Below are 21748 nucleotides of genomic sequence, written 5' to 3'. Positions count from 1 at the left end.
ACTCCTCGAATGGAACGTTAATGCGTCGCCATTTCGGAATCGATTGATATGGCAACAGCTTGGGATTGCGTTTGGTGTCCCGATCGTGTTGCTAGGGCTATTTCTGGCTGCCATTACCGAGCAGAATCGGTGGCAAGTCGCCTTGCGGGTCATGGCGGTGACCGGCGGCGTGATTCTGGGATTATTGGTAGTGGTAATGCTGGTGTTCACCCTCGTTGGGTACGAGCAGCATTTTCAGCTTAACGAAGAGGGTGTACAGGCGAAAGTCAGCGGGCGCACGAACGCCTTTTTGAAACTGGTGCGAATTGGCTTGCTGTTCAGTGGCCGGCGTTCAGCGATGGGGGCAGGGTTGCTGATGCGCACTGGTGATGCGATTCGCTGGTGCGATGTGGCGAAGGTTGAAGTTGATGAACGGCAGCGCCAAATGACCCTCTACCGCAAGAGTGGGCCGCCATTTCTGCTGGCTTGCACCGCCGAGAATTTTGTGACGGTGCGCGAGATTGTGCAGGCGAAAGCGGTAGCGTAGGGGGATAGAGCAACGCTCTATCCCTACGCCACCGGCGCCGACGATAACACCGCCTCGATCACGTCGATAGGCACATCGCTGCGCACGGTGACTTGCCCGATGGCGGTTGGTAACACCCAGCGCACCTTGCCGGCCTGCACTTTTTTGTCGCGCGTGATGAGAGCCAAGATCGCAGCGCGGTCAATATCTGGCGGCATTGTAGTGGCGAGGCCGTAAGCGGCGAGCAAGGCGCGTTGCCGTTCGACTAGCTCTGGCGCACACATACCGAGCACGACCGCGATCCGCGCCGCTGCATCCATACCAATCGCAACGCATTCACCGTGCAGCAGACGGTAGCCAAGCAGTTGCTCGACCGCGTGGCCGATAGTGTGGCCATAATTGAGCGTCATCCGCTCGCCGCGCTCGAATTCATCGATTGAAACGACCTCAACCTTGACTGCAACAGCACGGGCGATAATGTTGGTCAGGTGCGCTGTCAATTCGGCATCGGCAGCATGCCAGCTAGCGGGGTTGGTGGTGTGCCAGCCGCGCGCGGCAGCGAGGTCTTCGAGGGCGGCAAACAGGTCGGCGTCGCGGATGACACCGTGCTTGATCACCTCGGCCCAGCCGGCACGTAGTTCGCGGGGTGGCAGGGTTGCCAACAGGTTAGTGTCGGCTAGCACCAATCGTGGTTGATGGAACGCACCGATCAGGTTCTTGCCCAAGGGGTGATTAATCCCGGTCTTACCGCCCACTGCCGCATCCACCATTGCCAACAAAGTGCTTGGTAATTGCACCAGTGCGACGCCGCGCAAGACGGTCGCCGCGGCGAAGCCGGCCAGATCGCCGATCACGCCGCCGCCGAGCGCGAGTACCGTATCGCGCCGTTCAATACCGTTCCCGATCATCCAATCGTAGAGCCGGTGTAGTTCGGCGAATGACTTGCTGGTTTCCCCCGACGGAACGGTCATGGTATGCACGCAGTAGCCGGCGGCGCGCAGCGTTGCTGCCGTCTGCTCGGCGACCGCCGCCAGATGCTCGTCGGCGATCAGCCACAACGTACCGCGCAGGCCGAGCGCGGCCAGCCGGTCGGCGAGGGTCGCCAACACTCCTGCGCCGATGACGACCGGGTATTGGGTGGTGCTGGTGGTGACGGTGAGGGTAGTTGTCATGGTGATAGCCTTGGGTACACGTATCTGCATCTTGTCGCTCGTTGCGCTCAGGCGATTAGGCGGGCGTGAGTAAGGCTCAATCATACCATTACTTGGCGAGCACGAGCACCGGGGAGGGGATGCGGCAGTTTCACTGCCGCACGCCAACGTCTAGAACGGTAAGACTGCCGCATGCCATACCAAGGCAATCGTTATTTGCGACGCCGGCTATACAGCGTCATAATGACAGCGACCAGCAACAACGCCAACCCCAGATAGGTCAGCGGACCGGGCCATGGTTCCGGCTCTTGCTGCCATACCCTGAGTAACACGGCATCATATTCCACGGGTTATCCTTCGCTCAGAAGCGGGCCAGTGATCAGCGCCGGCAGCACACTGCCAACCGGGTAGACGGTCTCGCCGGCAGGCACGAGTAGGAGACCATTGGCCCCGCGCAGCGAGAGGATGCGCGAGCTACTTTGGCCGCCAGTGCTGGTAGCGAAGAGCCGGCCTTGGCGGTAGGTGACGATGATACGCTGGTATTCAGGCCGGTCGGAGGCCGGGGTGATCGGGCTTGCCAACGTCACTTCGACGTGCGGGCGGAACGGGTTAGCATCGCCTTGCAGCGCGCGCAGGGCCGGACGGACAAAGACTTCAAACGAGACCAATGACGAGACGGGGAATCCCGGCAGACCAAAGACGAGCTTGCCGTTCACAGTGGCGAAGGTGGTGGGCTTACCCGGTTTGAAGGCGATGCGGCCAAAGTGAACGGTGCCGAGTTCGGCCAGCAGCGGCTTGATAAGGTCGCGGGTACCCATGCTTACGCCGCCACTAGTGATCAAGACATCGGCCTGCTCAAGGCCGCGCAAAATGGCTTGGCGCTGCACGGCAATGTCATCGCGGGCAATGCCGAGCGAGATCGGCTCGCAGCCGGCTTCGCGTACAGCCGCCATCAGCGCGTAGCGATTGCTATCGCGCACTGCGCCGCCCGGTCGGGTTTCACCCGGCTCGACCACCTCATCGCCGGTAGCGAGCACGGCGACTCGTGGTCGGCGGTAAGCAGTGATACGAGTGATGCCGAGGGTAGCGAGGATGCCAATCTCAGCCGCGCCCAGCGTCGTGCCAGTGGTAAGGGCAATCTGACCGCGAGCGACATCTTGCCCGACCACATGCACATAGTCGCCGGGCTTCAGCTCGCGCTTGATATAGAGCATCCTATCACGCTCTTCGGTCAGCTCAACCGGAATCATTGCGTCAGCGCCGGGTGGCATCGGTGCGCCGGTCATAATTCGGGTCGCTTCGCCGGGGCCAAGCGCCACCGTCGTATCGCCGCCGGCGGTCAATTCACCCACCACGCGGCGTGGGGCGAGGCCATCGCCGGCCCGGAGAGCGTAGCCGTCCATGGCCGCTTTGGGCACGTCGGGAATGTCTTCTGGCGCGGCAATATCGGTGGCCAGCACTCGGCCCAGCGCGGTGAGCGCGTCAATCTCTTCGCCGCCCAGTGGTTGGGCGTGCGCCATGATCATCGCCGTGGCATCGGCGATGCTGACCATCGGGTATGGTGATTCACGGAGCATGTTAGACACGGTTGATCTCCTCGATTAGGGGTATACCACAGCGGGCGCGGGGAACGCAGAGGGTTAATAGGCAGGACGCGCTCTTTCCCATTTTCGCAACCTCTGCGCCCTTTGCGCCCTTTGCGTTTGCGTCCTTTGCGTTAAACCTCCTCTGCGCCTCGGCCCGCTTTGCGCCTTACAAAAGATTCATCGCCCGCCACACCTTTTCCGAACGAAGCGGGATGTCGATATGGCGCACGCCGAACGGCGCCAGCGCATCGATCACCGCATTGGCAATAGCCGGCGTCGAGCCAATCGTCGCCGCTTCGCCGATCCCCTTGACCCCCAGCGGGTTCAGCGGAGTCGGCGTTTCGGTCTTGTCAACCGTAAACGGCGGGAAGAGATCGGCCCGCGGCAGCGCGTAATCCATCAGCGTGCCGCTAAGCAACTGGCCGTTGGCATCGTATACTACCTCTTCAAGCAGGGCTTGGGCAATACCTTGGGCCAACCCGCCGTGTACCTGACCGGTGACGATTAGCGGACTAATGCGCGGCCCGCAATCATCAACCGAGTAGTACTCGCGGATACGGATTTGGCCGGTTTCGCGATCAACCTCGACTACGGCGACGTGCGCACCAAAGGGATAAATCAAGTCGGGCGGACGGAAGTAGTCTACCGCTTCGAGGCCGGGGTCGAGTTCGGGCGGCAACTTGTTACTGTACGCCCGACGTGCAATCTCGGTGAGAGTCAATGCGCGATCAGGCACACCACGCACGCGATAGCGGCCCTCGTGCAATTCGATGTCGGCCACACTGGCCTCGAGCATCGCCGCAGCAATCTGACACGCCTTCTCGCGTACTTTGGCCGCAGCCCGCACCAGCGCTGCACCGCCAACGGCCAGCGAGCGCGATCCCATTGTACCAACCCCCATCGGCGTGATTGCGGTGTCGCTGTGTTTGACCACAATCCGCTCGAAATCGGCCCCGATCTGGTCGGCGACGATCTGGGCAAACGTGGTCGCCGTGCCTTGCCCGTGCGGCGAAATGCCAGTCGTGACCGTTACCGTACCGCTCGGTTCAACCTTGATTTGGGCGCTTTCATAGGGGCCGAAGCCGCACATTTCGACATAGCAGGCAATGCCGATACCAAGCAGCATACGGTCGCCGGCGACGCGGCGGGCGGACTGCTCGGCGCGCAACTGCTCGTACTTCGCAAGCGATAGGGCTTTGGTGAGGGCGCGGTCATACTCGCCACTATCATACGTTAGGCCGGTCGGCGTCTTGTAGGGGAAGGCATCGGGCGGAATAAAGTTGCGTCGACGTACTTCCGCTGGGTCTAACCCTAGCTCTGCCGCGACCAGATCCATGAGTCGCTCAATGTAATAGGCAGCTTCAGGCCGGCCTGCACCACGATAGGCGGCCACCGGTGTGGTATTGGTGTAGACACAGATCGCTTCGAGATCGATGACGGGAATCTTGTAAACGCCAACCGCCATTGCGGTAGTCAAATCGGGCAAGCCGGGGGCGAGCGGGTACGCGCCAAGATCGGCCACAATCCGCATCCGCAATGCCGTCACTTCGCCTTTGACAGTAACAGCAGCCTCGATGTCACAAATCTGCCCGCGTCCGTGGGTTGTCGCTTGCACGTTTTCGAGACGATGCTCGATCCAGCGCAACGGGGCATTGAGCTGACGGGCTAGTGCGGCTAAGATAGCTTCTTCGGGGTAAATACCGATCTTAACGCCAAACCCGCCGCCAACATCCGGTGCGATCACGCGCACCCGATTTTCGTCGAGGCCGATCACCTTAGCGATCTCGCCGCGCACCTGATGTGGCGTTTGGGTACTCGTCCATACGGTCACGCCATCGCTTGCCGGATCAGGGGCGGCCACCACTGCGCGCCCCTCCATCGGGAAGCCGAGCAGGCGCTGATTGACCATGCGTTGGCGCACAATGCGATGGGCGGCGGCGAACGCGGCCTCGACATCACCCTTCTGGCGGCGGCGGCGATGATCAATATTGTCGGGCAAGCCATCGAAGATGATCGGCGCGTCGGGGGCAATGGCGGCGAGCGGATCAACCACTGCCGGCAGCGGTTCCCATTCGATGGGCAAGGCCAGTGCCGCATCGAGCGCAGCCTCTGGGGTGCGAGCAATCACGGCGGCGACTGCCTCGCCAACATAGCGTGCGCGTTCAACTGCTAAAGCGTAGCGAGTTCGACCGGTGTAGCGTTGTGGCCCACTGCCCCCCTCCCCTGAACTTGCCAGTGGGAGCGGCTGACAGTAGTCGAGTAGGTCGGCACCGGTGTAGACAGCCACCACTTCAGGCATCGCTAGCGCGGCTGCCTTATCAATGGCCACAATTCGGGCATGGGCATACGGGCTGCGGGTAATGGCGACATACAACATCCCCGGCAGGCGCAAGTCGCTCACATACGTGCCCTGCCCCCGAAGAAGGCGCGGGTCTTCACGGCGCTTGACTTCAGCGCCAATCAGGGCTGCATAAGCCATAGAATAGACTACCTTTCATTTTTGTTAGTAGCGGTGTGATGAAGGTGCTATTGGTATGATACCAGATTTACAGCCCAACTGGTTGCGCCTGATTAATCCTTGCTTGCTGATTGACAGCGTTGGTATGATTGACGAAATTGTAATTGCACAATCGTCTAGAACCGGCTATGCTACGCAAAGAGGCAAGCTACAACGTCTTTATTAGTATCGTTTGGTTGATGTGAACCGACCTGCCAACATCCGCCCCTGCTCACATCGCGATTAGTTGCGGCCCGAATGGACGTGTCGCAAGGATATCATCATATATGGCAGCATTGGAACCGCCGACCACATCGATCACCGGGGTGACAAACTCCACACTGCCATCAGATAGTTCACATACTCCAACGATTATCGAACCGCAGAGGGGCTGGTGGCAGTTTAACTGGCGGGAACTATGGTTCTACCGCGAATTGCTCTTCTTCCTTGTTTGGCGCGACGTGAAGGTGCGTTACAAGCAAACGCTGCTCGGAGCAAGCTGGGCGATTATTCAGCCGGTCTTGCAACTGGTCGTGTTTACCGTGATCTTTGGCCGGCTGGCCGGGATCAGTACCAACGGCATACCCTACCCGCTCTTTAATCTTGCCGGCTTGTTGCCATGGCAGTTCTTTGCGAACACTGTCACGCAGGCGGCGAACAGTCTGGTTATCAATGCCGGGATTGTGCGGAAAGTGTACTTCCCGCGCATCCTCATTCCCACAGCGACTATCGGTTCAGGCTTGGTCGATTTTGGACTAGCCTTTGTCATTCTGCTGGTGTTATTGCTCTGGTTTCAATGGCCGCCAACGCCAGCCATATTCCTCTTGCCGATGTTTTTGGTGTTGGCTATGCTGACGGCGCTCGGCGTCGGTTACTGGTTATCGGCCATTCACGTCAAATACCGTGACGTGCGCCATGCGACGCCGTTTATGATCCAGCTCTGGCTCTTTGCCACGCCAGTCGTTTACCCGACCAGCTTGATCCAAGGGCCGTGGCAGTTGGTGTATGCTCTCAACCCGATGGTTGGCGTAGTGGAAGGGTTTCGCTGGGCATTGCTCGGTACGCAAGCGCCGAGTTTGGCGATGCTGATCTCGGTGACGGTTGCTCTGACCATCTTTATGACCGGATGGCTGTATTTCCAAGCGGCAGAACGCAAATTCGCAGACCTGATCTAACGCTATGAGTTACGCAATTCGCGCTCAACATCTGGCGAAGCAATACCGGATCGGCGCTGTCAAGCATCGGATTACCGGCTACACCACTCTGCGCGATACCATCACGGATTGGTTTCGCAAAGGCCCCGCAAGTGCGTACAAGGAACTGTGGGCGCTCGACGATGTTTCGTTTGAGATTAAACAGGGTGAGCTGGTTGGCATCATTGGCCGCAACGGCGCCGGCAAGAGCACGTTGCTCAAGGTGCTCTCACGTATTACCGAGCCGACGCGCGGACGGGCCGAACTGTACGGTCGGGTAGCCTCGCTGCTCGAAGTTGGCACCGGCTTTCACCCCGAATTGACCGGACGCGAGAATATCTATCTGAATGGCGCGATTCTTGGTATGCGTAAGCGCGAGATCGAACGCAATTTTGATGCTATCGTTGATTTTGCCGAGGTCGAGCAATTTATCGACACGCCGGTCAAGTTCTACTCATCGGGGATGTACGTGCGCTTGGCGTTTGCGGTTGCTGCCCATCTTGAACCAGAAATTCTGATTGTTGACGAGGTGCTGGCGGTTGGCGATGCCCGCTTTCAGAAGAAGTGCCTCAACAAGATGCAAGATGTCGGCCAGCAGGGGCGGACGGTTTTGTTTGTCTCGCACAGTATGCAGTCGATTTTGCGCATGTGCCAGCGTGTGATTTTGCTCAATCAGGGGAAGGTAGCGGCTGATGGACCGGCACAGCAGGTTGTGGGCGTGTATCTTGGCAAAGGCGAGCATTCGATCGCCGAGCGGGTCTGGCCCCACCGTGACAAAGCGCCGGGTCACGATATTGCCCATCTGCGAGCGGTGCGGGTGCGAGATGTTGATGGCGACATCAGCGATACCATTGACATTCGCACACCGGTGACGCTTGAGATGGAGTTTGTTGTCACGATCGGTGGGTACGTGTTGCAGCCCTATTTTCGCCTGTATAACGAAGATAGTGTGGCAGTCTTAACCACGTTTGATCTTGATCCGGCTTGGCGTCGCCGGCCCCGTCCTCCCGGCCATTATTGGGCGCGGGTGACGATCCCCGGCAATTTCTTCGCTGAGGGGTTGTTGTACGTCGAGGCCGGGTTGACGACACTCGACCCGCCGATGGGTCAATTTGCCGAACGCGATGCGGTCGCGTTTCAAGTGATCGATAGTCTTGAAGGCGATTCGGCGCGCGGTGATTGGGGCGGTAACATTGCTGGGGTGGTACGACCGCTCTTGCCATGGCAGACGACCTATACGCCGCTTGGTTGATGCGCAGCGCTAGGCTTGCGTTCGGATTGACCATTTCGTCTATAATGAGCGGCTGTGGAATGAGGCCACTGTCAAACGGAGATTGTCGCTCATGGTTCACGAATTAATGAATCGTATCCACGGTCGTAGCGCAAAAGTTGGCGTGATTGGACTTGGGTATGTCGGTTTGCCGCTGGCTGAACGGGCTGGCCGGGCCGGTTTTGCGGTCTTGGGTTTTGATGTCAGCGCCGAGCGAGTAGCACAGATTAATCGCGGCGAGAGTTATATTGGCGATGTCGCGAGTGACGCATTGGTCGCGCTGCGTGAACGAAACCTGATTGAGGCGACGACTGATGTGCGCCGGATGCGTGAATGTGACATTCTCGTTATCTGTGTGCCTACGCCGCTTAATCCAAACCGCGAGCCTGATATGCGCTATATCGAAGCGGCGAGCGAGAATGTGGCGGCCAGCATTCGGCCCGGCCAATTGGTTATCCTTGAGAGCACCACCTACCCCGGCACAACCCGCGAGCTAATTTTGCCGCGGATTGAACGCAACGGGTTGCGGGTCGGCGAACAGATTTTTCTCGCGTTTTCGCCTGAACGGATTGATCCCGGCCAGACCAGCAGCCAAGGCTTTAGCGTTGAAAATACGCCGAAGGTCGTCGGTGGGGTGACGGCGCATTGCACCGAGCTAGCCAGCGCCTTCTACGGCTACATTACCAGCCGGGTGGTGCCAGTCAGTTCGCCTGATGTGGCCGAACTCACCAAGTTGTTCGAGAATGTCTTTCGCGCGGTCAATATTGCGCTGGTCAACGAGCTGGCGTTGCTGTGCGATCGCATGGGCCTCAATGTGTGGGAGGTGATCGAAGCGGCGGCAACCAAGCCGTATGGCTTTATGAAGTTCACGCCCGGCCCGGGCCTTGGCGGCCATTGCATTCCGATCGACCCCTTCTATCTGACGTGGAAGGCGCGTGCGTATGATCTCACTACGCGGTTTATTGAGCTCGCCGGTGAGATTAATACGCAGATGCCGCGCCACGTGCGTGATCTGGTGGTGCGTGCGCTCAATCGCGCGCGCAAGCCACTCAATGGCAGCGCAATTGTGTTGCTTGGCGTGGCTTATAAGCCCGATGTGGATGATTACCGTGAGTCGCCGGCTTTCAAAGTCTACGATCTCTTGGTGGCTGATGGTGCTACGGTGATTCCGTGCGATCCGCATATTGACGAATTCGAGCTGCACGATGGTCGCCGGATGCGCACGGTGCCGTTAACCGATGATCTCTTGCGCCAATGTGATTGCGCAGTGATTGTCACGAACCATCGCGCGTTTGATTACGAGCGGATCGTGACGTTGGCGCCGGTGGTGGTGGATACGCGCAATGCGACCCGATCGATCCAAGGCCCCTTACGGGCAAAGATTGTCGTGTTGTAGTGCTGGCGAATGCTACTGTGGTATTACGCAACCGGCAGTGAAGCGGTGGCTGATGGGACCGAGAGGCTGGTCAGTTACATTGCCGGAGCACTTCTTGCAAGCACTGCACCTTGAGGAGTAACCGGGTGATGGCTTCCCCACAATCGTCAGGTCAATCCCGCCCAAGGGCGGTCCGGTGTTGGCTAGCGCCGTTGGCGCAACGCCCTTTTGGTGTGCTGGTACGGGGCGAGACGACTGCATCGGTGGTAGCGCTCACGTTTGCTGATGGGGCGCACCTGTTTTACCGCCGCTCATCCTCGATCGGCTAGGTGTGCATCAGGTGCGCGCCACTTTTTTCTGGTCGGGCAACATGCAGTCGAGCGGCGCGATCTGGTGGCCCGAATCGCGGCGGGCGGCTATGCAATTGGCAATTACACCTTTCATCGCGTGCGCATGACCAAGATTTCCTACGCTCAACGTTGGCGTGAGCTGCGCTTAACCCAGCAGGCGGTGGCACCATACGGTGCGTCCCTCTTTCGCCCGCCTGACGGCAGCCATTGGTACAGCTCGTGGCTTGGTACGCGGTTGGTTGGCTGTGATATTGGCGGTTGGACGGCACATATCGAAGATTAGCTGGCCCAACCATCTGAGCGGTGAGCGGAACGGTTGATTACGCACGTTCGTCCGGGCAGCATCGTTTTGCTGTATGACCGGATCGCTACACCAAGCGATCCAGCGGCGGTTGATCACCGTCTGTTGAGCGAAGCATTGGGCATTGCGTTGGCGCAATTGCATGCAATCTATCGCTTTGTAACCGTGCTTGAATTGCTCCGCACTAGCAAGCTGGTGCGCGAGTTGTGGTTGCAGATAGGCGAAACGTCACAATACTTACGTATCGACATGCTGTGCCTTATAGTACAGCCTCAATTAGGATAGACTCACATGATGAACCACGATCCCCTGCTCATCCCGCCTTATGGCGGACGCTTGATCGATCTGGTCGTACCAGTGGAGGAGCGTGCTGCATTGTTGGAAGAAGCGACCCGCTTGCCCTCAATCCAGATTTCGATGCGCAGTCTTTGCGATCTCGAATTGCTCGCTACGGGCGGGTTTTCGCCGCTAACCGGCTTTATGGGTCAAGCCGACTACGAGCGGGTGCTTGAAGAGATGCGCCTAGCTGACGGCACGCTCTGGCCGATCCCGGTGACGTTACCGGTCGAGCAGAGCCATTTTGGTAGCGATCGGATCTTGCTGCGCGATGTGCATAACAATCCGCTGGCGATTATGGAGCTAAGCGAGATTTATCGCTGGGATGCCGAGCGGGAAGCGTTGGCCGTATTAAAAACGACCGACCCACGCCATCCATTGGTGGCCGAAATGGTGCGGTGGGGCAAGTTTTACGCTGCCGGACGATTGCGCGTGTTGAATTTGCCGCGCTACTATGACTTTACCGATCTGCGCCACACCCCAGCCGAAGTGCGCCGGCTTTTGAACGCGATGGGACGGGCCAATGTGGTGGCTTTTCAGACCCGCAACCCGATGCACCGGATCCATGAAGAGCTGACCAAACGGGCCGCCGCGCAGGTTGATGGCAGCCTGCTCATCCATCCGGTAGTCGGGATGACCAAGCCCGGCGATGTCGATCATTTCACCCGCGTGCGCAGCTACCGGCTGCTGGTCGACAAATACTACGACCCATCGCGCACGCTGTTGAGCCTCTTGCCGTTAGCGATGCGCATGGCCGGCCCGCGTGAAGCTGTCTGGCATGCGATCATTCGCCGGAACTATGGTGCTAACCATTTTATTGTTGGCCGCGACCATGCCGGGCCGGGCAACGATAGTTACGGCAAGCCATTCTATGGCCCCTACGAGGCGCAAGAGCTGTTGGCGCGGTATGCCGCTGAGGTAGGGGTAACGATGATCCCGTTCACCGAGCTTGTCTATCTCAAGCGCGAAGGCCGGTATGTCACGTTGGATGAAGCGCCGCCGGGAGCCGAGATTGCCAGCATTTCAGGCACGCAAGTACGTGATGAGTATCTAGCCAAAGGGCGCTTGCTGCCTGAATGGTTCACCCGCCCTGAGACTGCCGAAATTCTGCGTCAAATGTACCCGCCGCGTCACCGGCAGGGCTTCTGTGTCTGGTTTACCGGTTTGAGCGGGGCCGGCAAGTCAACGATTGCCGCGATCCTCAACGTGCTGCTGCTCGAGCGGGGCAGGATGCCGACAGTGCTCGACGGCGATGTAGTGCGAACCCATTTGTCGAAGGGATTAGGCTTTTCGCGTGAGGATCGCGATACCAACATCTTGCGGATCGGCTTTGTCGCCAGTGCAGTAGTTAAGGCTGGTGGCGCAGTGATTTGCGCTGCGGTCAGCCCCTATCGAACAGCGCGGAATGAGTGCCGGGCTATGATCGGCAGCGACCAGTTTATCGAAGTGTTTGTCGATACGCCGATCGAAGTCTGCGAACAACGTGATGTCAAGGGGTTATATGCCAAGGCGCGCCGTGGTGAATTGCGCGGGTTTACCGGCATCGATGATCCGTATGAGCCGCCGCTCAATCCTGAGCTGGTGCTGACAACCACGGATGTGATGCCGGAAGAGAATGCACGCAAGATAATTCGCTATCTCGAAGAGCAGGGATTCCTCGAGGCATAAGCGCGCGCTTGCCATCATAACGCCGGCGTTGCGCGCGAGGCATCGGTTCATTTGCTAGCAAGGCGGTTGGTGCATGCGGGTTGTTCATCTCAGCACGAATGACATCAGCGGCGGCGCAGCGCGGGCGGCCTACCGGCTCCATCGGGCGTTGCTGGCTAGTGGTTGCCAATCAACGATGGTGGTCGCCAACCGACGCAGTGACGACCCGACAGTGCAGGCCATCCCATCGGCGGTGCATTGGTTTAGTCATTGGCTGCGGCGCTGGCGGGGTTGGCAAATCCGGCGCGCGTTTCAACCGTACCACCAGACCCGCCCTGATGGGTTTGAGCAGTTTAGCGATGATCGCAGCCGGTACGGCGGTGAGGTGGTGCGCGCGCTGCCGCCGTGTGAGGTGATCAACCTGCATTGGGTGGCTGGTTTTGTTGACTACACCTCGTTCTTCCGGTTGGCGCCGCGACGTGCGCCGGTGGTGTGGCGGCTCTCGGATCAGCAGCCTTTTAGCGGAGGGTGCCATTACGATGACGGTTGCGGTCGCTATGCAGACGCATGTGGCGCTTGCCCGCAACTCGGTTCGCGTGATGAACACGATCTCTCACGCCAGATCTGGCAGCGAAAGCGAGCTGCGCTGGCGGCGGTGCCTGCTGGGAGGCTGCATATCGTGGCGCTCAACCGGTGGATGGCTGCTGAAGTGCAGCGTAGCTCGCTCTTAAGCCGGTTTCCGGTGCATATCATTCCAAACGGCCTTGATACCGCCGTGTTTGCGCCGAACGACCGCGCAAGCGCGCGCGCTGCGTTGGGTTTACCGCTACACGCGAGGATTGTGTTGTTCGTGGCGGTTTCGGTCAATAATCGCCGGAAAGGGTTCGCCGAACTTGCCGCTGCCCTTGCCGGCCTCGCTGATGAACCCGATCTGCTGTTGGTTTCGATTGGGCGCAACCCGCCGCCGATCGCGGCGCCGATCCGGCACCACGCGCTAGGTGTGATCGCCGATGATCCTCGGTTAGCATTGGCGTATAGCGCCGCTGATCTATTCGTCATCCCTTCTCTGCAAGATAATATGCCTAGCACGGCGCTGGAGGCGTTGGCTTGCGCGACCCCAGTAGTCGGGTTTGATACTGGTGGGATCGGCGAATTGGTGCGTCCCGGCCAGACGGGTTGGTTAGCGCCGGTTGGTGATGTCACCGCGCTGCGCGAAGCGATCCGCCGGCTGTTGCGCAACGAAGATGAGCGTCTGCTGATGAGCCGCATGTGTCGCGAGATTGCGCTTGCCGAATATCGGCAAGAGGTGCAGGCCCAGCGTTATCTTGAGCTGTACCACCGGATTGTGGCAGAGGCGAACGAAAGCGCAGCACGCGCGAACAATCGCTACAATCAGCGACCTTCCTAAGATGGCATTACAGTGTGTTGGCGGCGCGTACCGTAAACAGTTTGATGAAGTTTTTGGAGCGTTTTTCAATTGAGATAATCTCTCAAGGATGTGACGGTTTTGTCATAACCTTCTCTGAGTGATGACATCTTCCTGTCACATGAGATCGTTACAACTAGGATGCGGAACACAAGATTAAATATGCTAGCTTAAGCGGTCTGTTCTCCTTACTGCCAGCAATTCCCCCCTCCTACAGACCGGAGCTTGCTGTATGTTATTGCACCTCACTGTGCCAATAGCAACGCCCACATCGCTTGGAGGGTCGCTTGGAACTCAAACAGTATCTCCTTTTTGTTTGGCGCTGGATATGGCTCATTATCCTATTCGCCGTTATTGGCGCCAGCGTGGGCTTTGTCTTTTCCCAACGACAACCCCCCAATACGTTGCCTCAACGATGCTGATGGTCAATCAGAATCAGGGCAATACCCGTCCGCCAACGTTTGACGAGCTGCGGGGGCGTGAACGCTATTCGCTCACGGTGCGCCAGCTTTTGTTGGTGCGGCCAATGCTCGAACGCGCGGCAGCAATGGTCGGAAACATAACCGCCTCGCAATTGTTGGCGCGGGCCAGTATTACTGAGGTGGGCAAAACAGAGTTGTTTCTGCTGACCGTTCAAGATACTGACCGGCAGCGAGCGGTTGCACTGGCAGACGCCATTGTCACCTCGTTTCAAGCTCTCGAGCGCGATCTGCTTGATGCTGAGTTTGCCGAGCATTCGATCCTCATCGTGGTTGATCCAGCCTATGCTGAACCGCAGCCGGTTGGCCCTAACTATACCCGCAACATCATCCTGAGCGTGGTCATTGCGATCTTGATCGCAATTGCGATCGGGTTTCTGTACGACTATTTCAATACCCGCATCAACGATGAAGACGATCTCGATCGACGGGGCGGCGGGCGGCCACTCTTGACGATCGGTACTATCAAAGGCAATACGCCGGCGGCCCAATTGATTACCTTAAGTAATCCGGCTGCGCTAGAGGCCGAAAGCTACCGGACGTTTCGTCTCTATCTTGATAGGCTGGAGGCTGCTAAACGCCCGCAGGTGATTGCCGTAATTAGCGCGGCGCCCGGTGAAGGGCGGAGTTTGACGGCGGCCAATCTGGCGGTGGCCTTGGCGCAGACGGGACGCCGGGTAGTGTTAGTTGATGCGAATCTCCGCAACCCTACCTTGCATACCTTCTTTAACCTTCCCTATCAGAGCGGCTTGACCAATCTGCTGCGGGTGAGTGTACGGCCCTTGGAGTCATTTTTACAGGTGACGCCGCAACCAAATTTGTATGTGCTAACAGCAGGGATGATGAGTGGGTTGCCGGCTCAACTGTTGGGATGCCCCCAATTGGAAACGGTGCTGGCGACGTTGCGTCAATCTGCCGATGTGGTCATTATCGACACAGCACCGCTGTTCCCCTTCGCCGATACCGCACTCTTGCTGGGTGCAGTTGACGCGACATTGCTCGTCGTGCGCGCGAACCATACCAACGAGGAGGCGTTGCGCCGAACATTCGATATGCTCAGCCAGACCAAGGTGGCATGTTTGGGGGTTGTGCTCAATGGGGTGAAGCGGCGCTGGCGTTGGCCAGCGATGAAGGTTCGTTTCGCCCGGTCAGCGGCGCCAACTGCGCTGGCGCAGCCGGGTGAGATTGCCGGCGAGACTGGCGATTGAACAGATGTTTTCGACAGGGGAAGGTAAGCCGTGAAAACTGATACAACGCCTCACGTACTGATTACTGGCGGCGCGGGGTATATTGGTTCCCTGTTGACCGGCGTATTCTTGCAGCAGGGTTGGTCGGTAACGGTGGTTGACGATCTGCTCTTCGGCGGCGCGTCGCTGCTTGGGTACTGGCATCATCCGCAGTTCCGCTTTGCTAAAGGTGATGTTTGCGATCCGGCTGTTTTGCGGGCGAGCGCTGAGGGTATCGCTGTGGGTGATCTGCCGCCAGCTCACTTTGATGCGGTCGTCCATTTAGCTGCGATTGTCGGCTTTCCGGCCTGCCAGATGGTAGGGCCGCAGGTGGCGTGGCGCTACAACTTCGAGGGCACGAAACGGGTCTTTGCTGCGGCTGACGCCGCGCGGGTCGGACGGTTGATCTTCGCGTCAACCTACAGCAACTATGGGTTGTCGCCAGATGGCACGCCGGTAACGGAAGAGTCGCCGCTCAACCCGCAATCGCTCTACGCCGAGACCAAGGTCGCCGCTGAGCAGTTTCTGCGTGACCAGACTGCCGGCGCGACGACGATCCCGGTCCTCTTCCGGTTTGCGACCCTCTTTGGGATCTCGCCGCGCACCCGGTTTGATCTGATCATCAACCAGTTCGTGCTCGAAGCCATCACGCGCCGCAAGCTGATCATCTACCAGCGCGGGTATGCCCGTTCGTTCGTGCATGTGCGTGATGTCTGCGATGCAATTTTGCTCGGTTTAATGGCGCCGCCAGCGACGATCAATCGCCAGATTTTTAACGTCGGCAGTGACGAGGGGAATTACACCAAAGATGAGATCGTGGCGTTGGTGCAACGCTATGTTACGGGGACGATCGTGGAGTATAAAGACCTCACCTTTGGCGGCGACATGCGTGATATTCGTGTTTCATTCGCCAAGATTCGCGAACAGCTCGGTTTTCGGCCTCGCATCAGCGTCGAGGAGGGGATCCGCGAGGTGGCAGGAGTGTTGTTGAATGGCGTGATCAAAGACGCGCTCGATAGCCAATATCGCAACGCGCAGTTTATCGTCCAGTAGGCGGCCTAGCGCCGCTGCACCCATCCCAGTAAGCAATTATCCATTCAACTGAGGTGCCTATGCAGCTCGATACGCAACGCTGGCCCGATAGTCATCAGTTTTGGCAAGATAAGCGCGTGGTCGTGACCGGTGGTGCCGGTTTCCTTGGTTCATATGTGGTCGAGAAGTTGCACGAGCGTGGCGCCAACAGCGTGTTCGTACCGCGCTCCCACGAGTATGATCTGCGGCAGGTAGAAGCGATCCGGCAGTTGTTGCACGATGCACGTCCCGATATTGTGATTCACATGGCGGCGCGGGTCGGCGGCATTGGCGCTAATCGCGACCATCCCGCCGAGTTTTTCTACGATAACTTGATGATGGGCGTGCAGTTGTTTCACGAGAGCTGGCGCTTTGGGGTGACCAAGTTTGTCACGATTGGCACCGTCTGCGCGTACCCGAAGTATACGCCGGTGCCGTTCCGAGAGGATGATCTCTGGAATGGGTATCCCGAAGAGACGAATGCGCCGTATGGGTTGGCCAAGAAGATGCTGTTGGTACAGGGTGAAGCCTATCGCCAGCAGTACGGCTTTAACTCGATCTTCCTCTTGCCGGTCAATCTGTACGGGCCGCGTGATAACTTCGACCTCGCAACCTCACACGTCATTCCGGCCCTCATCCGCAAATGTATTGAGGCTGATGAACAGGGTGCGAGTGAGATTGTGGTCTGGGGCGATGGTTCGCCGACGCGCGAGTTTATCTATGCGGCTGACGCTGCCGAAGGTATTCTGTTAGCCGCTGAACGGTACAACGACCCCGATCCGGTCAATATTGGCAGCAGCTATGAAATCAGCATCCGCGATCTCGTTATGCTGATTGCAGAATTGACTGGGTTTCGCGGCAACATTGTCTGGGATACGACCAAGCCAAACGGCCAGCCGCGGCGTAAGCTTGACGTGTCGCGGGCATGGGAACGGTTTGGATTCCGGGCGGAAACGACCTTCACCGACGGCTTGCGGGCGACGATCGAGTGGTATCGCGCCAATCGTGAACCAGCGACAGCGATGCGCGTGGTAGGAGAAGCGAGGTGATATGCTTGTCACGACGTATGCTACTCCGTCCCTGAGCGCGCTGCCACTCTCAACGCGGCAAGGCTGGCCGTGGACGGTGGCGACGCCGCCGGCGCCGTCGTTGCTGCCGAATGGCCGGCCATGGCCACGGATCACGATTGTTACCCCGTCGTACCAGCAAGCGCACTACCTCGAAGAGGCAATCCGTTCCGTTCTCTTGCAGGGCTATCCCAATCTTGAATATATCGTGATGGATGGGGGCAGCCATGACGGTAGCGTCGAGATTATCCGGCGCTATGAGCCGTGGCTAACGTATTGGCAATCGCAGCCTGATGGTGGTCAGTCGGCGGCGTTGGCCGATGGTTTTGCCCGTGCCACTGGCGAGATTCTGGCGTGGATCAATTCGGATGATCGCTTGCTGCCGGGAGCCTTGCAACGGGTCGGTCGTTTCTTTGCCGATCGGCCATGGTTGGCGTTTGCGAGTGGTGATGTCAATTTTATCGACGCTCAGGGGCAAGTTATCGAGCGAATTTTTGCTTTGCCGCCCAACCCGACGCTGACCGCGTGGTTAGGGGTGCATCGCTGGCCGCAACAAGGCTGTTTCTGGCGGCGCAGCGTCTACGAACGAGTGGGTGGCGTTGATCGCAGCTTGCGTTTCTGCATGGATCGCGATCTCTTCATTCGCCTGAGCGCCGCCGGTCCGAGTCGGCGTTTGCCGGGGCCGCCATTGGGCGATTTTCGTCTGCACGATGATGCGAAGACTGCGACGCTGCTGACCATCTGGCGGCGCGAGCATGCGCTCTTATTGCGCCGGTATGGGCGACCGTTAAGCGCGCAACAATACGCTGGGCTGCGTGTACTCTGGTGGTTATGGAAAAAGCACGCTGGGGTGCGCAGGCGTCTCTACTTGAGCTATGGACTTGAGTGCTAGCGTGGTGTTGCTATGGTTGTTGACGGATCGATTGCACTAAATCCATTTGCACTCGCGGTGCTCGGCTTGGTCTGCGGCTATGCGATCTGGCGTGGTCGGCCAGAGATTCCGCTGGCACTCTACCTGTCGGTCTCGTTATGGGCGCGTACCGTGTTTGTCGGACCGATCGCAGCCGTCTGGCCGCTGTTGGCGATGATAGTGCTGGCGCTGATCCGGTATATGCACACTACGCAATCGTGGTCGTTGCTACCCCGCCAGTTCGATCGCACGATCGAGCGAATCTTGCCGGCAAGCGATCGGTGGATCGTGCCGTGGATGGGATTGTGGTGGGGGTGGGCGCTCTGTGTCCTCTTCCAGTTTGGGTTGAGCGATAAGATGCAAATTGCCCGTTCGCTCATACTCTACATTATTATCGGTTCGCTGGTTGCGCTCTTGGCGGTGCGCGATGCGGCTGCTGCCCGCCGGTTTGCTCTGACCTATCTGTTGACCAGCGTATACGGGTTGTACGCGGCATTACAGTTTATCAATGTGCCGCTCGACCATCTGCTAACCGATCCCGGCTTGTCGTCATTACCGTACCGCAACCTTGGCATCCGGAATTACCATCACTTTTCGCACCATCTCGGCGTTGCCTTTCTGTGCGGGGTCGGTCTGTTCTTGCAAGCGCGCCGGTTGCTTGCCATAGCGGCGTTTCTAGCGTTAGCCATCGTCTGCGGCTACGGCATTTTCCTCACCGGGGCGCGCCAATCACTCAGCGGTATTGGGATTGCGTCGCTGTTGATCTTTGCTTGGGTCGTGGTGCGCCGGGGCGCACGGCTGCGTCGGGTGTCAGTGGCGCTCGCGACGACGCTGATTGCGGTCATTTGGATCTATCAAGTGGCGCCGCATTTGATTGTCCGGGAGGGCGAGAACGGATTGGGCGATTCGTTCAATGTCTTCGCCGATCGGGGCTGGCTGTGGCAGATCGGCTGGAGTTATTTCCTCGCTTCGCCGGTGTGGGGGTGGGGGTTTGAGCAGAAGCTTTGGTCGCACAATTTGTTTATTGGGACACTGGCCGATCAAGGGCTTGTGGGCATGGTCTTTTTTGTTGGCTATTTGATTTGGGCCGGGCGACGGTTGCCGTCGATTTGGGCGCAGACTGCCGCCGATGATCGTGGCATCTGGCAGGCAACCTTCTTTGCCGTTGTCATCTTTGCCCTCGTGCATGGGCAAGCTTCAGGCAACACCATGTCCACCGCCCATTTGCACTGGCCGATGTGGGCAGTGTGGGCTTTGAGCACCGGCGGGGTGGGGGTGTCAGCGGCGCAACCGCGACCAATCCCGTCGTATGCGCGCCAGCGTGAGCTACAGGCAGGAGTGCAACCGTGAGTCATGAAACGCGTATAACCTTCGGCATGATCGTACTCAATGGCGAGCCGTTTCTGCGCTACAACCTGCGTGCCATCTATCCGTTTGCCCACCAGATTATTGTGGCCGAGGGCGCAAGCCCGCGCGCAACCCACGCCGCTACGCCCGACGGCCATTCGATCGATGGCACCTTGCAAGCGTTGTATCGCTTTAAAGCCGAAGAAGATCCCGACGATAAACTGATCATTGTCACAGCCGAGATGTGCGGCCATCCCAACGGCTTTTGGCCGGGCGAAAAGGATGAGCAGAGCCGGGCCTATGCCGAACGGGCGACCGGCGATTGGCTATGGCAGATCGATGTCGATGAGTTTTACCATCCGGCTGATATCGAGCGGGTCATGGCCTTTCTCCACCAGCATCCCGATACGACCTGCCTCTGCTTTCGCGCCTACAACTTCTGGGGCGGGTTCGATTATGTCGCCGACGGGGGCCTTTTCTGGCATCGCCAATACCAAGGTGAACCGTGGGGCCGATACCGACGGGTGTTCCGCTGGCGTCCGGGTTATGTCTATGATAGCCATCGTCCGCCAACCATCGTTGATGAGCGGGGGCGCAATATTACTCGTCGTCGTATCTATCACGCTGATGCTTTTGGTGTGTGGATGTACCATTACTATTTGGTCTTTCCGCATCAATTCACTCGCAAAGGCGCGTACTATCAGAACCAGCCTTGGCCACGAGAACGAGAACGGCTGCGAAAGAATTTGGATTTGCTGCAAGAGGTCAATATATCGAATGGATTGCGCATCATGGATCAGTATGGCACGCAGAATTGGCTCGTTCGCTTTACCGGCCAGCATCCGCAGCCCATTCTTGATTTGCGCGCCGATCTTGCGGCTGGCAGGATCACGACCGAATTGCGCCGCACCGATGATATCGAGCGTTTACTCGCCGATCCTCGCTATGCGCAGATGGTGCAGGCAGCGGCCCGGCGGGAATGGCTGCGGACATGGCGAGATCATTATGATCTATCTGCTGTGGTGGCGACCGCGCGCGCAGGTGGTGCAATGGGTGCGTGAGCAAACCCCGCCTGCGGTGGTGAAGCGGTTGCCGCCTGCTGTGCAACGCAAGTTTATTCCTGAACATCGCCGGCGCTATCAAGAGCAGCTTGCCCGCTATCAGCGTTCTCTGCGTTCAGGAGATACCGCATGAACCAACCGCTCTTTAGCATTATTACGATTACCCTCAACTGTGCAGACGATGCCGAACAGACGGCGCGCAGCGTGTTAGGACAAGATTTTAGCGATGTTGAGTATTTTGTGAAGGATGGCTGTTCAACCGACGGCACTCCAGAACGGTTGCGGGCGCTCGGCGTGCGTGTGATCGTTGCGCCTGATAGCGGGATTTACGAGGCGATGAATCAGGGCATTGCCCATGCCCGCGGGCGCTACATCTGTTTTATGAATGCCGGTGACAGGTTTGCCGGGCCTGATGCGCTGAGCGCGGTCGCTGCGGCGCTAGCCCTCTATAGCGAACCCGATTTTCTGTACGGCGATGTCCGCTCGTTTGGCCACCATCCCTACCTTGGACGCGGGCGTGCCGGTGAAGGCCGTTTGATCATCTATCCTGATCGGCTTAACCGGTTTTGGCTCTATCGCAAAATGATCTGCCACCAGAGCTGGTTTGTGCGCCGCGAGATTTATGCCGCCCAGCCGTTCGCAACCGATTACCGCATCCTCGCCGATTATGCCTATCTGCTCGATATGATCTTGCGCCGACGGGTGCGCTACGGCCATCTGCCGAAAGAGATTGCGCATTTTGCCGGCGACGGAATCAGTAGCCAACGCTCACCGCGGCGTGATGCCGAACGGGCGCGCGCGTTGGCAACGGTCTATGCACCGTGGGAACGCCAAGCGTATGAGATGATCTTCAGGGGAATGCGATGGCTCAACCGCACTCTTATCTACCCAATGATCCCGCTGTTGCCCGAACGGCTCCGTGCCCGACTGAGCGGTCTCTGACGGCTAGG

20 protein-coding genes are annotated in these 21748 nt (G+C 58.5%); 16 read left to right on the top strand and 4 right to left on the bottom strand.

The genetic code is table 11. The features are described 5' to 3' along the window. Nucleotides 1-526: hypothetical protein (locus Q1A59_RS14755; RefSeq protein WP_299645183.1), on the top strand; the 526-nt coding region annotated here is incomplete at its 5' end. 23 nt (nucleotides 527-549) lie between these two features. Here Q1A59_RS14755 and aroB read toward each other — a convergent pair. From aroB to Q1A59_RS14735, 4 genes are all read right to left on the bottom strand, one after another. Then, nucleotides 550-1677 carry a 3-dehydroquinate synthase gene (gene aroB / locus Q1A59_RS14750; protein WP_298404336.1) on the bottom strand — a complete coding sequence of 376 codons (1128 nt, stop codon included), beginning with the start codon at nucleotides 1675-1677 and terminating at the stop codon, nucleotides 550-552. A gap of 191 nt (nucleotides 1678-1868) precedes the next feature. Then, a complete protein-coding gene (locus Q1A59_RS14745) occupies nucleotides 1869-2003 on the bottom strand; it encodes a hypothetical protein (protein ID WP_298404333.1) in 135 nt (44 codons plus the stop codon). 3 nt (nucleotides 2004-2006) lie between these two features. After that, complete coding sequence (glp, locus tag Q1A59_RS14740) at nucleotides 2007-3233, bottom strand: gephyrin-like molybdotransferase Glp (RefSeq protein WP_298404663.1); 1227 nt, start codon at nucleotides 3231-3233, stop codon at nucleotides 2007-2009. Nucleotides 3234-3408: 175 nt separating this feature from the next. Continuing rightward, entirely contained in the window at nucleotides 3409-5721 is a 2313-nt protein-coding gene (locus Q1A59_RS14735; RefSeq protein WP_299645182.1) for a xanthine dehydrogenase family protein molybdopterin-binding subunit, read from the bottom strand. A 305-nt stretch (nucleotides 5722-6026) separates the two neighbouring features. Between Q1A59_RS14735 and Q1A59_RS14730 the strand changes: the two genes are divergently transcribed. The 15 genes from Q1A59_RS14730 (at nucleotide 6027) to Q1A59_RS14660 (ending at nucleotide 21740) form a co-directional block, all read left to right on the top strand. Continuing rightward, nucleotides 6027-6914, top strand: coding sequence for an ABC transporter permease (locus tag Q1A59_RS14730; RefSeq protein ID WP_298404330.1), 888 nt, complete (start codon nucleotides 6027-6029; stop codon nucleotides 6912-6914). A gap of 4 nt (nucleotides 6915-6918) precedes the next feature. After that, a complete protein-coding gene (locus tag Q1A59_RS14725) occupies nucleotides 6919-8184 on the top strand; it encodes a polysaccharide ABC transporter ATP-binding protein (protein WP_299645181.1) in 1266 nt (421 codons plus the stop codon). A 91-nt stretch (nucleotides 8185-8275) separates the two neighbouring features. Further along, nucleotides 8276-9598: a nucleotide sugar dehydrogenase gene (locus tag Q1A59_RS14720; protein ID WP_299645180.1), complete on the top strand. Its 1323-nt coding sequence runs from the start codon at nucleotides 8276-8278 to the stop codon at nucleotides 9596-9598. A gap of 264 nt (nucleotides 9599-9862) precedes the next feature. Next, entirely contained in the window at nucleotides 9863-10210 is a 348-nt protein-coding gene (locus Q1A59_RS14715; protein WP_298404322.1) for a polysaccharide deacetylase family protein, read from the top strand. A 33-nt stretch (nucleotides 10211-10243) separates the two neighbouring features. Next, nucleotides 10244-10513: a hypothetical protein gene (locus Q1A59_RS14710; protein ID WP_298404320.1), complete on the top strand. Its 270-nt coding sequence runs from the start codon at nucleotides 10244-10246 to the stop codon at nucleotides 10511-10513. Between the two features lie 9 nt (nucleotides 10514-10522). Next, the gene (locus Q1A59_RS14705; protein WP_366144879.1) at nucleotides 10523-12232 is read left to right on the top strand and encodes a bifunctional sulfate adenylyltransferase/adenylylsulfate kinase; all 1710 of its coding nucleotides are present in this window, start codon (nucleotides 10523-10525) and stop codon (nucleotides 12230-12232) included. A gap of 73 nt (nucleotides 12233-12305) precedes the next feature. Beyond that, complete coding sequence (locus Q1A59_RS14700) at nucleotides 12306-13619, top strand: glycosyltransferase family 4 protein (RefSeq protein WP_298404315.1); 1314 nt, start codon at nucleotides 12306-12308, stop codon at nucleotides 13617-13619. A gap of 346 nt (nucleotides 13620-13965) precedes the next feature. Next, complete coding sequence (locus Q1A59_RS14695; RefSeq protein WP_299645179.1) at nucleotides 13966-15324, top strand: polysaccharide biosynthesis tyrosine autokinase; 1359 nt, start codon at nucleotides 13966-13968, stop codon at nucleotides 15322-15324. A 30-nt stretch (nucleotides 15325-15354) separates the two neighbouring features. Then, on the top strand, nucleotides 15355-16395 hold the full coding sequence (locus Q1A59_RS14690) for an NAD(P)-dependent oxidoreductase (RefSeq protein WP_298404309.1): 1041 nt from the start codon (nucleotides 15355-15357) through the stop codon (nucleotides 16393-16395). 59 nt (nucleotides 16396-16454) lie between these two features. Next, nucleotides 16455-17462, top strand: a complete 1008-nt coding sequence (locus Q1A59_RS14685; protein WP_298404306.1) for a GDP-L-fucose synthase — start codon at nucleotides 16455-16457, stop codon at nucleotides 17460-17462. A gap of 1 nt (nucleotide 17463) precedes the next feature. Then, on the top strand, nucleotides 17464-18372 hold the full coding sequence (locus Q1A59_RS14680) for a glycosyltransferase family 2 protein (RefSeq protein WP_298404304.1): 909 nt from the start codon (nucleotides 17464-17466) through the stop codon (nucleotides 18370-18372). A 12-nt stretch (nucleotides 18373-18384) separates the two neighbouring features. Further along, on the top strand, nucleotides 18385-19740 hold the full coding sequence (locus Q1A59_RS14675) for an O-antigen ligase (protein ID WP_299645178.1): 1356 nt from the start codon (nucleotides 18385-18387) through the stop codon (nucleotides 19738-19740). Next, the gene (locus Q1A59_RS14670) at nucleotides 19737-20798 is read left to right on the top strand and encodes a glycosyltransferase (RefSeq protein WP_299645177.1); all 1062 of its coding nucleotides are present in this window, start codon (nucleotides 19737-19739) and stop codon (nucleotides 20796-20798) included. Before Q1A59_RS14675 ends, Q1A59_RS14670 begins: the two co-directional genes overlap by 4 nt. Then, nucleotides 20743-20931: a hypothetical protein gene (locus Q1A59_RS14665; RefSeq protein WP_299645176.1), complete on the top strand. Its 189-nt coding sequence runs from the start codon at nucleotides 20743-20745 to the stop codon at nucleotides 20929-20931. Before Q1A59_RS14670 ends, Q1A59_RS14665 begins: the two co-directional genes overlap by 56 nt. Beyond that, complete coding sequence (locus tag Q1A59_RS14660) at nucleotides 20928-21740, top strand: glycosyltransferase family 2 protein (protein ID WP_299645175.1); 813 nt, start codon at nucleotides 20928-20930, stop codon at nucleotides 21738-21740. The genes Q1A59_RS14665 and Q1A59_RS14660 overlap by 4 nt, the downstream gene beginning before the upstream one ends. Nucleotides 21741-21748: the final 8 nt, after the last annotated feature.

The organism is uncultured Chloroflexus sp. (assembly GCF_937951745.1).
Taxonomy (GTDB): Bacteria; Chloroflexota; Chloroflexia; order Chloroflexales; family Chloroflexaceae; genus Chloroflexus.
This window is presented reverse-complemented; position numbering and strand designations above follow the sequence as displayed.

Coding starts and splice junctions, on each gene's coding strand:
- aroB (WP_298404336.1), bottom strand. CDS start 1,677: ATGACAACTACCCTCACCGTCACCACCAGCACCACCCAATACCCGGTC.
- glp (WP_298404663.1), bottom strand. CDS start 3,233: ATGCTCCGTGAATCACCATACCCGATGGTCAGCATCGCCGATGCCACG.
- Q1A59_RS14735 (WP_299645182.1), bottom strand. CDS start 5,721: ATGGCTTATGCAGCCCTGATTGGCGCTGAAGTCAAGCGCCGTGAAGAC.
- Q1A59_RS14730 (WP_298404330.1), top strand. CDS start 6,027: ATGGCAGCATTGGAACCGCCGACCACATCGATCACCGGGGTGACAAAC.
- Q1A59_RS14725 (WP_299645181.1), top strand. CDS start 6,919: ATGAGTTACGCAATTCGCGCTCAACATCTGGCGAAGCAATACCGGATC.
- Q1A59_RS14720 (WP_299645180.1), top strand. CDS start 8,276: ATGGTTCACGAATTAATGAATCGTATCCACGGTCGTAGCGCAAAAGTT.
- Q1A59_RS14715 (WP_298404322.1), top strand. CDS start 9,863: ATGGGGCGCACCTGTTTTACCGCCGCTCATCCTCGATCGGCTAGGTGT.
- Q1A59_RS14705 (WP_366144879.1), top strand. CDS start 10,523: ATGAACCACGATCCCCTGCTCATCCCGCCTTATGGCGGACGCTTGATC.
- Q1A59_RS14700 (WP_298404315.1), top strand. CDS start 12,306: ATGCGGGTTGTTCATCTCAGCACGAATGACATCAGCGGCGGCGCAGCG.
- Q1A59_RS14695 (WP_299645179.1), top strand. CDS start 13,966: ATGGCTCATTATCCTATTCGCCGTTATTGGCGCCAGCGTGGGCTTTGT.
- Q1A59_RS14685 (WP_298404306.1), top strand. CDS start 16,455: ATGCAGCTCGATACGCAACGCTGGCCCGATAGTCATCAGTTTTGGCAA.
- Q1A59_RS14680 (WP_298404304.1), top strand. CDS start 17,464: ATGCTTGTCACGACGTATGCTACTCCGTCCCTGAGCGCGCTGCCACTC.
- Q1A59_RS14675 (WP_299645178.1), top strand. CDS start 18,385: ATGGTTGTTGACGGATCGATTGCACTAAATCCATTTGCACTCGCGGTG.
- Q1A59_RS14665 (WP_299645176.1), top strand. CDS start 20,743: ATGATCTATCTGCTGTGGTGGCGACCGCGCGCGCAGGTGGTGCAATGG.
- Q1A59_RS14660 (WP_299645175.1), top strand. CDS start 20,928: ATGAACCAACCGCTCTTTAGCATTATTACGATTACCCTCAACTGTGCA.